Source organism: Acinetobacter sp. GXMZU3951, from assembly GCF_054457875.1.
Genome location: NZ_JBTLFO010000007.1, coordinates 64,118 through 76,238, shown reverse-complemented (window position 1 = coordinate 76,238; position 12,121 = coordinate 64,118). Strand labels below are relative to the sequence as shown.

At 42.3% G+C, this 12,121-nt stretch carries 10 protein-coding genes; 7 read left to right on the top strand and 3 right to left on the bottom strand.

Annotated features, from left to right (window positions below; genetic code table 11):
• Positions 1–24: 24 nt before the first annotated feature.
• The 3 genes from ACX17N_RS11750 to dnaX all read left to right on the top strand — a co-directional run bounded on the left by ACX17N_RS11750 (position 25) and on the right by dnaX (position 4,575).
• Positions 25–882, top strand: coding sequence for a MaoC family dehydratase (locus tag ACX17N_RS11750; RefSeq protein ID WP_458892757.1), 858 nt, complete (start codon positions 25–27; stop codon positions 880–882).
• A 94-nt stretch (positions 883–976) separates the two neighbouring features.
• Positions 977–2,236 carry a serine hydrolase domain-containing protein gene (locus ACX17N_RS11745; protein ID WP_458892756.1) on the top strand — a complete coding sequence of 420 codons (1,260 nt, stop codon included), beginning with the start codon at positions 977–979 and terminating at the stop codon, positions 2,234–2,236.
• A 239-nt stretch (positions 2,237–2,475) separates the two neighbouring features.
• Entirely contained in the window at positions 2,476–4,575 is a 2,100-nt protein-coding gene (gene dnaX / locus ACX17N_RS11740; protein WP_458892754.1) for a DNA polymerase III subunit gamma/tau, read from the top strand.
• A 3-nt stretch (positions 4,576–4,578) separates the two neighbouring features.
• On the opposite strand, the gene ACX17N_RS11735 is transcribed toward dnaX, so the two are convergent.
• Positions 4,579–5,034: an acyl-CoA thioesterase gene (locus tag ACX17N_RS11735; protein WP_458892753.1), complete on the bottom strand. Its 456-nt coding sequence runs from the start codon at positions 5,032–5,034 to the stop codon at positions 4,579–4,581.
• A 27-nt stretch (positions 5,035–5,061) separates the two neighbouring features.
• Positions 5,062–6,222, bottom strand: a complete 1,161-nt coding sequence (locus tag ACX17N_RS11730) for an iron-containing alcohol dehydrogenase (protein ID WP_458892752.1) — start codon at positions 6,220–6,222, stop codon at positions 5,062–5,064.
• Between the two features lie 120 nt (positions 6,223–6,342).
• Here ACX17N_RS11730 and ACX17N_RS11725 point away from each other — a divergent pair, with 120 nt between their 5' ends.
• The 4 genes from ACX17N_RS11725 to ACX17N_RS11710 are packed head-to-tail and all read left to right on the top strand — an operon-like array spanning position 6,343 to position 10,068.
• Positions 6,343–6,852 carry a low molecular weight protein-tyrosine-phosphatase gene (locus ACX17N_RS11725; protein ID WP_458892751.1) on the top strand — a complete coding sequence of 170 codons (510 nt, stop codon included), beginning with the start codon at positions 6,343–6,345 and terminating at the stop codon, positions 6,850–6,852.
• Between the two features lie 13 nt (positions 6,853–6,865).
• Positions 6,866–7,900, top strand: coding sequence for a UDP-N-acetylmuramate dehydrogenase (murB, locus tag ACX17N_RS11720; protein WP_458892750.1), 1,035 nt, complete (start codon positions 6,866–6,868; stop codon positions 7,898–7,900).
• A 3-nt stretch (positions 7,901–7,903) separates the two neighbouring features.
• A complete protein-coding gene (locus tag ACX17N_RS11715) occupies positions 7,904–9,025 on the top strand; it encodes a YdcF family protein (RefSeq protein ID WP_458892749.1) in 1,122 nt (373 codons plus the stop codon).
• Entirely contained in the window at positions 9,025–10,068 is a 1,044-nt protein-coding gene (locus ACX17N_RS11710; protein WP_458892748.1) for an alpha/beta hydrolase, read from the top strand. Before ACX17N_RS11715 ends, ACX17N_RS11710 begins: the two co-directional genes overlap by 1 nt.
• A 112-nt stretch (positions 10,069–10,180) precedes the next feature.
• On the opposite strand, the gene ACX17N_RS11705 is transcribed toward ACX17N_RS11710, so the two are convergent.
• Complete coding sequence (locus ACX17N_RS11705) at positions 10,181–11,851, bottom strand: glutamate synthase-related protein (protein ID WP_458892747.1); 1,671 nt, start codon at positions 11,849–11,851, stop codon at positions 10,181–10,183.
• Positions 11,852–12,121: the final 270 nt, after the last annotated feature.

The window sequence follows — 12,121 nt, the reverse complement described above, 5'->3', positions numbered from 1 at the left end:
ACATTTATAATTAAAAGGTTCAATATGAATACACGCCATTTTTCTCAACTTCCAAAACCTTATCTGGCTTACCCAAAGGTTGTGAAAGGACTGATTTTTAAAAAGCCCAAAGGAGAGAAAGTCCTTCCGCAAGTTGAATATGTGGTGGATTCATTTAAAGTAGATCAAAAGCATTTAAAAGCTTATAACGCTGTCTGTGGTTTTAAAAACAACGGTTATATTCCGGCTATTTATTTGGCGGTGTTATCTCAAAGTTTGCAGATGCACATGATGACGCAAGAAGCTTTTCCCTTTGCAATTTTGGGTCTGGTGCATATTCGCAATCAAGTTTCACAAAGCCGCAAGATTGGTGTAAATGAAAGTTTAAGTCTTTCATGTCAGTTTGGTGACTTAAAACCACACGATAAAGGCATTCAATTCGATTTTATTACCACAGCCAAAGTGGGTAATGATGTGGTGATGCAGGGCGTGACCACTTATCTGGCACGTCAAAAAACAGAAGTTAAAGTCGCTGCTGCGAAAGCCAAAGATGAAAGCCAACCCAATTACGCATTACAAGCAGAATGGGAAGTTTCTGAAAATATTGGTCGCCGTTATGCATTAACTTCTGGTGATTTTAATTTGATTCATATTCATGCGATTACGGCTAAAGCCTTTGGGTTTAAACAAGCGATTGCCCATGGGATGTGGAGTAAAGCCAAGGCATTAGCCAATTTAAGTTTACCAGACAGCTATGAAGCGGATGTCTGGTTCAAATTGCCCATGTATTTGCCTTCGAAAGTTGAGTTTTTGACGGCTCAAAATGGCCAGAATATCGATTTCATGATTCAAAACAGTAAGAATAAAAAGCCGCATGTAATGGGACATATTACAGCGCGCTAAATAAATGCAATAAAGCCCAAATCTTGATTTGGGCTTTTCTATTTTAAAAATAAGAGATTAAAAGCAATATAAATGACAAATACAGGGATGAGATATGAATGAGTTGAAAGCCTATTTGCTTGCGAGTAGCGATCAGTATAAAGGTGAGGTTGATCCTGCCTTTCTAGATTTAGCGAAGCAGTTTAGCCGCTTGCAGGATGCAAGAAAGGATCTCGGCGGGGCAGGACTGTGCGTGTATTTTCAGGGAAAGAAAGTTGTCGATATCTATGTAGGGAAAAAGTCCGCAACTGAGCATTGGGGGCAGGATACTTTGTCAGTCTGTTACTCGACAGGTAAAGGGGTATTGGCCACTTTGGCACATGTTTTAGTCAGTCAGGGTTTACTCGATTATGACACGCCAGTAGCAGATTATTGGCCTGAATTCGCTCAAAATGAAAAATCTCAGATTACTTTGGCTCATCTATTAAGCCATCAAAGTGGCTTATTTGACATTCGTCATACGGTGAATGAGGCGCGTGACATGGCAGATTGGAATGCCATGTTAGACCGAATTGCACAAATTAAACCTCGCTTTGCTGTGGAGCAGGATGCTGCCTATCAACCTTTAACTTTTGGCTGGCTGGTTGGTGGTACGCTTGAAAAAGCTACAGGACGTCAATTGTCCGACTTAATGGCCGAGTATCTATTCCAGCCTCTAGAGATTGAAAATGCCTATTTTGGCGTACCCAAAGAGCAACTGCATCGTGTAGCGCGGGTATTCGCTCAAGCTCAAGTCAGTACCGATCACGCCAAGAATAAAGTTCCGCAAACGGCTCAAAAGAAAGCCTCTCTTTTTGATCGAGCCGTAGAGTGGACCGGTCAAAACCCGCAAGACTTTCAAGATGCCATGATTCCTAAAGGCATGAAAAAGTTTAGTTTCTTTAGTGATGAGGGTTTACAAGCCACGATTCCAGCTGCAAACGGAGTGTTCTCCGCAGGGAGTTTGGCAAAAATCTATGCCATGTTGGCTCAAAAGGGACAATGGCAAAAGCAACAGTTCATTCAACCTGAAGTATTTCAAAGAATGAGCCAAATTCAGTACCGAAAACGCGATCGAATAATGCCATTGCCGATGCATTGGCGTTTAGGTTATCACCGAGTACTGACCCTCGGTAAACAAGTCCCAACAGGATTTGGGCATATGGGCTTCAATGGCTCAGGCGCTTGGTGTGATCCTGCGCGTGAATTAAGTTTTGCCTATACGCATAATTTTGCCACTGCTTCCATTACTGGAGACTATCGTTTATGGGGGCTAACCCAAGAAACCTTACGATGTGCAGATGGAGTGTTGAAAGGACGTAAAGGTTGGTTTTAACACTTCACTCAACATAGAGAACTGCAAGAGTATTTTAAGTCTCTTTGTTCACATTTTTTGCTAGTTTTGGATCGGAAAAGTTGAGAGTTATCTTTGAATACGGTTGGTATTGACGCAGCACGATACAAGTTAAGTTGTGGGAACGGGTTTAATTTCCACAATCATGACTTGAGCATCAGATTGTTCATTCACTCTTGGCTAAAAAAACAGTATGCTTAGGCCTGTGAAAAGGAGCATACATGTATCAAGTACTTGCGCGTAAATATCGTCCTCGTAATTTTAATGAATTGGTGGGTCAAAACCATGTGTCACGTGCACTCAGTAGTGCCTTAGAACGTGGTCGTTTACACCATGCTTATTTATTTACGGGTACACGTGGTGTCGGTAAGACCACCATTGCGCGTATTCTTGCGAAATGCTTGAACTGTGAGACTGGCGTCACTGCAACGCCTTGTGAAGTATGTACTACCTGTAAAGCGGTCAATGAGGGGCGTTTTATCGATTTAATTGAAATCGATGCAGCGTCACGGACCAAAGTTGAAGATACGCGCGAGCTGTTAGATAACGTACCTTATGCGCCAACGCAAGGGCGCTATAAAGTGTACTTGATCGATGAAGTGCATATGCTCTCGACACACTCGTTTAATGCCCTATTAAAAACATTAGAAGAACCGCCTGAACATGTAAAGTTCTTGTTTGCGACCACTGATCCGCAAAAACTGCCAATTACGGTTATTTCTCGTTGCTTACAATTTACCTTGCGCCCTTTGGCGGTGGATGAAATTACCGAGCATCTCACACGTATTTTAGAAAAAGAGCAAATTCCCGCGCAGCAAGATGCCATTTGGCAAATTGCTGAATCTGCTCACGGGTCGTTACGTGATGCCTTATCGCTGACGGATCAGGCAATTGCTTATGGTCAGGGTGCTATTCAGCATCAAGATGTTAAAGAAATGCTGGGTTTGATTGATCGCACCATTATTTATGATTTGTTGCTGGCAATTCATCAAAACCAAAAAGCGCGTGTCAGCCAGTTACTGTTACAGTTTAGACAACAAGCTTTAGATGTATCTCTGGTTTTAGATCAATTGATTTCGACCTTGCATGAACTGGCTTTGATGCAATATTTGCCGGATTTAAGCCTGAAATACAGTGCCGAAATTAACCAGAAGATTAGCCAACTTGCCAAATTAATTGCAGATCAAGATTTGCAGTTGTATTACCAAATTGCGTGTAAAGGTCGCGCAGATTTACAACTGGCGGTGACACAAGAGCAAGGCTTTGAAATGTGCGTGCTGCGTTTGTTGGCATTCAGACCATTGCAACCCAATGAAGTCTTGGTATCGGCTCCCGTTACAGCAATGCAGTCTGCGCCTGTATTGGCAACTGAGCAAACAGTAACTCATATCAATCCTGAAGTTGCTGTTCCGCAAGATCAAGCACATTCGACAGTGGAGCAGGTAGTTTCATCTATAGAAAACTCTGCTGCTGAAGTAAATTTACAAGATGAATCTGAAACCTTAGCAACACCTGTACAGGTTGACGCAGAAGCAGATGTCGCGAGCAATCCCGATCAAATTGTATTTGATCCTGCCAGTGATGATGTGCTGTTTGATTTGGATGAAGAAGATGCAACATCTGCGACATCCTCTGAAGCCAGTAGTGATGATTTCTTATTTGATGAAATTGCGCCACTTCCCGTTGACGAGCAAGCTACTGCTATTGATTACTTAGATGCGACTTCTCAAGCACAAGTCGATTTAACGGCTCAATCCGTAGCAGTTGAGGTAGAGCAAGACTCATTATTCAGTTTAGCTGTTGAGCCTGTTAGCTCTGAAGCCAAGACCGAACTACCTGAACTTACTACAGCAGGAATTGCTGCTCAAAAAGAACTGAAAGCGGAATGCGGCCAAGCCGAGCTGATGCCGCAAGACATTTTACGTGTGCAAGAGCACGTCTTGGAAGGGGAATGGACTTTAGGTAAATGGGAGTTCTGGTTCAGACAAAGTGAATTATCTCCTGCCGTGCAAGAACTGGCACAACACGGTGTAATGACGGGGCATATTAATGCGGAATCTATTTTCCATATTCCAGAGCAATATCAGCAATTATTGGGTCAGTCGCAGCACTCTCTAGAACAAGCACTGAAGAAACAATGGCCGAATACCCAGTTTAAAATTGAATATGGTGCAGTCACAGAAACCACACCTTATCTTTTGCAGCATCAACGTAAAGAGCATGCCCATCAGCGAGCCGTTGAGCTCTTGCAGGCTGAGCCTGCGGTACGGGATTTACTCCAAGGCTTTGATGCAGAATTACAAAATATTCAATTAAAATAATTTCTAAACAAATTTTGGCTCAGGTACAACTTGCATAAAGGCTTGAAGTGCCTGACGCATCTCCAAAGGAATGGGGGTGCTTTTGCGCTGTGCTCGATCCACAAAAACATGGGTAAATTGACCTTGTGCAGCGGCCAAAGATTGATGGGCTTTAAAAATCGCCAAATCATATTCTAGGGAACTATTGCCTATTCTGCTGATTGCCACCCCCACTTCAATGATTTCTGGATAGCATAATTCTTGTAAAAACTGGCAGGATGAACTCACCACTAGGCCAATGATCGGAGAGTGATGAATATCAAAGTGGGCTTTTTGAATTAAGAGCGCATTGGCAGCAGTATCGAAAAAGCTATAGTAATTCACATTATTTACATGCCCATAAAGATCGTTGTCGGACCAACGTGTTTGTATGGGGAAAATAAAGGGATAATTTTCACGATGTTTTGCCTGGGGTTTCATGGGCATATCCTGTGCAGTGAAGGCTGATTAAGCGTAAATTGCCTGATAAATTTGTTCCGCATCTTCTAGGTGTAAATGACGTGGATTATTTTGTAATAACCGCGTTTGTAGCATGGCATCTTGTGCTAATTGAGTGAGCGAGTGTGCAGGCACATTCAGTTGATTCAGCTTCAAGCATAAACCACTGCGGTCTAAGTGATTTTGCATATGATCAATAAATAAGTCACACAAACCATCTGTGCAGCCTGTGCTATAAGGATCTATCCAGGTCATAAGCTCGGCATAAAGGTGTTTGGCTTGAGGTGCATTAAATTTTAGTACTTCAGTCAACACCAAAGCATTACTGTGACCGTGTGAAATATGAAAATGCCCACCTAAGGGATAAGCCAGAGCATGTACCGCACCGACAGGGGCATTGGCAAAAGCCTGACCCGCAAACATGGAGCCAGTCAGCATGGCTTGTCGTGCTTGTAGGTTGGAGCCATCTTCAAGCACAAGTTTTAAGTTCTGATTGAGTAGACGCAAAGCTTGTTTAGCCAGCATATCGGCATATGGATTTTTCTTTATTTTAGAAGTATAGGCTTCAATCGCATGCACCATCGCATCAATACCAGTTGCCGCAGTAATATGTATGGGCAGATTCTGGGTAAATGTGGCGTCTAATATAGCGATATCAGCATACAGCACAGGTGAAACGATCCCCATTTTGGTAGTTTCGCCTGTAGTGACAATAGAAATAGGGGTGACTTCGGAGCCCGTGCCCGCCGTCGTTGGAACCAAAATTAGGGGCAGTCGTGGGGCTTTTGCATTATTGATGCCGTAGAGGTCTGAGAGTACTTGCTGTTGCGCTGGATATGCCAATATTGCGATCAGTTTCGCCACATCTAAAGAGCTACCACCACCGAAACCAATCACGCTATCAATCTGTTCTTGCCGGGCGAACTCAACCGCATTCATCACCACCTGTTCAGGCGGATCAGCGATCACATCTGAAAAAATGACATAATCTAATCCCAGATGCTCAAATATCTCAAGAATGGGCAGATGTAACTGGTGTTGTATCATGCCCATATCCGTGACGAGTAGGACTTTCTTACAGCGCTGTTCAGGCAAGATTGTGGCTAATTGCTGAATCGAGCCAAGCCCTGAAATAATTCGGGAAACAGTTTGAAACTCAAAGTCATACATGGGCAATTCCTTCTCGCTTTATCATCATTTAGGCATTTTTGTTTTACAGTTCTAGTAGGATTCATCCTGTAAATAACTTAACATAAGACATTGCAAAATAAACAATCTATTGAGGTGCTTATGTCATCGCAAACGCCATATAAGGTGTTATGTGTCTGTCTGGGAAATATCTGCCGTTCACCCACTGCAGAAGTGGTGTTAAGACATTATTGTGATGCGCATCAGCTTAATATTTTGGTCGATTCTGCGGGAACCAGTAATTATCATCCCAACAAAGCACCTGATTTAAGAAGCCAGAAACATGCCAAACAACGAGGCTATGATCTTTCTGCTTTACGCGCACGTCAGTTGCATTTGCAAGACTTTGCTGAGTTTGATCTGATTTTGGCGATGGATTATGAAAATTTAGAAGATATTCAAGCGTTGATGCAGCAGGCACAAACCATGTTGGGGCAGCACATGCTTCGCGCAAAGATTGCCCTGATGAGTCAGCACGATCAAAAATTTCTTCAACAAGCTGTGCCAGACCCTTATTATGGGGGCGATGATGGATTTGAGCGGGTACTTGATCAATGTGAATCAAGTAGTCTGGCTTGGGTTCAGGTATTTCAACAACAGCAGAAAGGCTAGTTTGGGTTTTAGCATGCAGATTCAGAATAACGTTCAACTTCAGCCTTTTAATACATTAAATTTGGGTTCGATTACTTCGCACTATGTGAAAATTGTCAATGAAAGCATGTTGTTGCAAGCTTTGGCATATGCCGAGCAAAATCAATTAAATACGCTTATTTTGTCCGGTGGTAGTAATATGCTATTACCCGAACATATCCATGCTTTAGTGCTGCATATGGATATCCAAGGCATTGAAGTAATTGATGAAAACGAACAGACGAAAACCCTTGCTGTTGGTGCAGGGCAAGCTTGGCATGACTTCGTGTTGTGGAGTACCGAGCAACATCTCTATGGATTGCAAAATCTGGCTTTAATTCCTGGTTTAGTGGGGGCTTCTCCTGTACAGAATATCGGTGCATACGGCGTCGAAGTGGGGGAATTCATTCGCTCAGTACGTGTATATGACCGCAAACTCGGTCAGTTTGCTGAAATTTCAGCTTCAGATTGTCATTTCGCCTATCGTCACAGTATTTTTAAAGATGAGCCTGAACGCTATGTGATTACTCAGGTGGTTTTTCAGTTGTTAAAACAGCCGGATCTGAAATTGAGCTATGGGGATTTAAAGCAGGCAGTTGGCGAAATACAAACAGCAGAAAATCTACAGCATCAAGTGATTCAAATACGTCAAAGTAAGTTACCTGATCCTAAAGAGTTTCCGAATGTCGGCAGTTTTTTTAAAAATCCTGTGATTTCTCAACAATGTTTTGACCAAATAAATACGAAATTCCCTCAATTACCCCATTACCCTCAAGCGAATGGACAGATTAAAATTGCTGCAGGCTGGTTAATTGATCAGGCTGGTTGGAAAGGTAAACGTTTGGGCATGGTGGGGATGTTTGCTAAACAAGCCTTGGTCCTTGTGAATTATGAGCAGGCGACATTAGCCGATGTTCAAGCAACGTATCAAGCAGTTCAGCAGGACGTACTGAAGAAATTTAATATTGCTTTAGAACCTGAGCCTGTTTTATTTAACTCTATTGGTTTAATTCAATCACATACGGAATAATGTATGGCTAAAACGCATTGGATGGTTCGATCGGTACAAATTGCAGCATTGCTCTTTGTACTTTTGGGCTGTCTGGTGATTTTTATTTATTCACCTTTTTATTCCAAATTGGTGGTGAAGGGCTTAAATACCTTTGTGCCTGTGGAAGTGAATGAAGTTGCAGCACAAAGCCAGAAAATGGCTGCATTAAGCGAAGCAGAGAATTTAGAGCCGGGTTCGAATTTGTGGATAGCTCGACAAGCCTATCTCAAGTTAATGGAACAGGAAATTCAGCACAACAACTCTGAAAATTTACCTCAAATTCAAGCACGTTACACCGCTTTACAAGCCTTGATTAATCAAGAGCAGCAGCAACAGGATGAAGAGCAAGACCGTCCCCAAGTTCCGTTACTGGCTGATCCTGAACAAGCAGCTTCCGAAGCTGAGGATCCAACACAAAATGTCAAAGATTTATTGGAGTTGGACAGTAAAGAAAATAAAGCCTTGATGGAAAAGTATCTGGAGTTTTTACAGACCCACGAAGTTGAGCAAGTCGTCGAAAACACTGACGATCAACAAATCCAAAAAGATATTGCTCAAATTCAAGAGCAAAAAGAAGTGCCTAAATCTGCCAAGTCACAGCCTTATGCAATTGTGGTCCTAGGTGGAGGTTTAACTTTAGATAAAAATCGTAAAGATATTGTGGTTAATGACTATACTAAGTTAAGACTGGAAAAAACCTTAGAGGTTGAGAAAACCTATAAGTTGCCGATCGTGCTGAGTGGTGTAGAAGCTCCTTATATGCAACGCTGGTTAAAAGCGCGCGGTGTAGATGCTAAGCTGCTCGAAAATAGAAGTATGAACACCTGTGAAAACTCACGGTTTAGCTCATTATTATTACAAAAAAAAGGAGGAGCACCGACGGTGATTTTAATTACAGATCAATACCATATGCCGAGAACACGCCGGTTATTTGCCTTAAATGGTATAGAAACAATGCCAATCGAAGCTCCAATGCCAACACAACTGACAGCTTGGCAGCCGAGCCAACAAAATTATGACCATAGCCGACGTGCAAATTATGAAATGTTGGCGACCATTCGCGACATGTTGTTTGGGTCAAGCGATTGTCGAGAGGTACCCTAATGCCTGAAATTCCGTTTTTAAATCCAAGCATCTTAAAACAACTCGACTTGCCAGTCCCTAGTCGTGATACGACACCACAAGTCTTAAGCCCACTTAACCTGAATCATGCATTTTCTCCTTCGGTTGAATTACAGGCTTATCGTAAATTATATGGTTTACATCTTTTGGAATGTGAGCATTGGCAGGGATTTGTACAGATGCCACTGTTTAAGCTGCATGTACAGGTGTTCCAACCCAAAGCGAATGAATCAAGGAAAGTAGACATTAAAGGAACGGTGTTCTTACTCCATGGCTATTTGGAACACAGCGGTATCTATCAACCGATTATTCGTGAATTGCTTGAACAAGGTTTTAGTGTCTTAACTTATGATTTGCCAGGGCATGGCTTGAGTGATGGTTCACCTGCCAGTATTCAGGATTTTGATCATTATCAGCGTGTTTTACATGCGGTTTATCAATATGTAAAAAATGCACCGCAATTGCCTAAGCCTTGGTTGGGGATTGGGCAAAGTACTGGTGGGGCAATTTTGATGCATCATCTACTTGAATTTGCAGAACGCCGTGAAAATCCCTATGTCGAGCGAGTTTTATTGCTGTCGCCCCTGATCCGACCTGCGAAATCAGCATGGTGGCATAATTCGGTTGGGCTTGGCATTATTCGTCGGATTAAACGTCAAGTTCCACGGCATTTCCGTAGAAATAATCATAACCCAGAATTTTTACGCTTCGTGCGCTTAAAAGATCCACTACAACCGCGCATGATGGGCATGGACTGGATTTTGGCAATGTCCAAGTGGATGCAGCAGATGGAAGAACGCCCTTCCTGTCGCATTCCTGTATGGTTAGCGCAGGGGGCTTTAGATCAGACGGTTGATTGGCGTTATAACATTGAATTTATTCGTCAAAAATTTAGACTACAAACTTTGCTTATGCTGGAAGAAGGCTCACATCAGCTGATTAATGAGCGGGCAGATATTCGTGCTGCTTTAACTGGGCTGATTCCTGCATTTTTACATGCGCATAGTTCGGGTGAATATTACTAATCTTAGGCAATCTAAAGCCTAGTCAAACGCTTCTCTTATGTAATTTTCATAAGAGAAGCGCATTTAAATTTTTGCGTGTTATGTGAGCGTCATGTTTTTAATTAGAGCCAGATTAAAAATATTCCATTTTCGCCATTTTCCACATCCGAAAATAAAAGTTCTCTTCATCTTGATGTTCACAGCTTAAAAGTTCACCTTCTTTCAGCCAAAAGTGCAGTTGTGCATAGTTTTTAATTTCGCGGTCATTCACACGTTGCGCGAGGTGGTGCGGCTTAATATCAGCAGGATGGCGTAAGCCAGCTGAAGCAATCATTTCAGATAAGGCATGCATGGTATTTTTATGAAAATGAAACACCCGTTCTGCCTTGGTCGGAACATTAATGGCTTTTTGGCGGTCTGGATCTTGGGTGGCAACCCCTACTGGGCATTGATTGGTGTGACAACTTTGCGCCTGAATACATCCAATTGCAAACATGAAACCGCGTGCTGAATTGATCCAATCAGCGCCAATTGCCATTGTATTTGCAATATCGAAAGCACTGATAATTTTGCCGCTAGCACCAATTTTAATTTGTTTTCTTAATCCAGCACCAACCAGCGTGTTATGCACAAACAGTACACCTTCACGTAATGGCGTCCCCATATGATCAATTAGCTCAATGGGTGCAGCCCCAGTCCCTCCCTCAGAGCCATCGACCACAATAAAGTCGGGTAATATTTGGGTATGCAACATAGCTTTGACTATGCCCATAAATTGCCAGGGTTGCCCAATACAGAGTTTGAAACCAACGGGTTTACCGCCTGAAAGTTCTCGAAGCTTCTGAATAAATTCAAGCATTTCAATTGGGGTATTAAATGCAGAATGCTTGGAGGGAGAAATACAATCACGATCTCGCGGGATACCGCGAATCTGAGCAATTTCAGCGGAAATTTTGTTTTTCGGCAGGATACCACCATGTCCGGGTTTTGCCCCTTGAGACAATTTAATTTCAATCATTTTGATTTGCGGCAGGACAGCTTGTTGGGCAAACTTGACGGGATCAAAAGTACCATCTTCCGTACGGCAACCGAAGTAACCGCTGCCTATCTCCCAGACAATATCACCGCCATACTCGAGATGATAAGGGCTCAGGCTACCTTCACCTGTATCATGATAGAAATTGCCCAGTTGCGCCCCTTTATTCAGGGCACGAATGGCATTCGCGCTGAGACTGCCAAAACTCATGGCTGAAATATTCATGATGGATGCATTATACGGCTGCGTACATTGCGAACTACCAATCTCGATCCGAAAAGTTGAGGGATCAGCAGGAGGGCAAGGTTGAATTGAATGCGTCATGAAACGGTAGTCTTGTTGATACACGTCAATGATTGAGCCAAACGGTTTATCCGAATTTTCATTTTTTGAACGCTGATAAACCAGACTGCGCTGCATACGAGAAAAAGGTAAGGCATCGTTGTCCGACTCGATAAAATATTGTCGAACTTCAGGCCGAACTTCTTCAAACAGAAAGCGGAAATGCCCGATGATGGGATAATTTTTCAGGATGGAATGATTGTTCTGGAGTAAATCATATAATCCAAGCACACTTAAAATGGAGGTAATCAACCATAATGAGTTGAGCACCGTATCGGAAATAAAATAATAAATGTAGTGTGGCGCGTAATTTAGTCTGAACCATGTGATGCTAAGAGCAATAAAAATACAGGTGAACCAGACAGAATGACGAGAAAAAAAAGTATTGAGTAATTTATGACGAACAATTTGAGCAGGATTCGGCATTGTTATAATTCATCCTTGTGCCTGTTGGAAATTTTATTTCACAATGCCAAGATTCAGTCAGGAGCACAAGTAATGATTTGTGTGAACTGCTCAAGAATAAAGCAATAGAAGCATCGAGCCGAAAATATCGTGATTATGTTTATTTTCATTTAATTTATGCGACAGCATAGTTTTATTGTGTAAAAACTCGCCGATGAGTGTATCTTAAGAATAGATGAAGTGAAAATCAGGAAGATTGCTTCAATTTACCCAAATATAGGGATATGAGTC

Excerpts from the sequence above, each read along its gene's own strand:
- ACX17N_RS11750 (WP_458892757.1), top strand. The coding sequence starts at position 25 with ATGAATACACGCCATTTTTCTCAACTTCCAAAACCTTATCTGGCTTAC.
- ACX17N_RS11745 (WP_458892756.1), top strand. The coding sequence starts at position 977 with ATGAATGAGTTGAAAGCCTATTTGCTTGCGAGTAGCGATCAGTATAAA.
- dnaX (WP_458892754.1), top strand. The coding sequence starts at position 2,476 with ATGTATCAAGTACTTGCGCGTAAATATCGTCCTCGTAATTTTAATGAA.
- ACX17N_RS11735 (WP_458892753.1), bottom strand. The coding sequence starts at position 5,034 with ATGAAACCCCAGGCAAAACATCGTGAAAATTATCCCTTTATTTTCCCC.
- ACX17N_RS11730 (WP_458892752.1), bottom strand. The coding sequence starts at position 6,222 with ATGTATGACTTTGAGTTTCAAACTGTTTCCCGAATTATTTCAGGGCTT.
- ACX17N_RS11725 (WP_458892751.1), top strand. The coding sequence starts at position 6,343 with ATGTCATCGCAAACGCCATATAAGGTGTTATGTGTCTGTCTGGGAAAT.
- murB (WP_458892750.1), top strand. The coding sequence starts at position 6,866 with ATGCAGATTCAGAATAACGTTCAACTTCAGCCTTTTAATACATTAAAT.
- ACX17N_RS11715 (WP_458892749.1), top strand. The coding sequence starts at position 7,904 with ATGGCTAAAACGCATTGGATGGTTCGATCGGTACAAATTGCAGCATTG.
- ACX17N_RS11710 (WP_458892748.1), top strand. The coding sequence starts at position 9,025 with ATGCCTGAAATTCCGTTTTTAAATCCAAGCATCTTAAAACAACTCGAC.
- ACX17N_RS11705 (WP_458892747.1), bottom strand. The coding sequence starts at position 11,851 with ATGCCGAATCCTGCTCAAATTGTTCGTCATAAATTACTCAATACTTTT.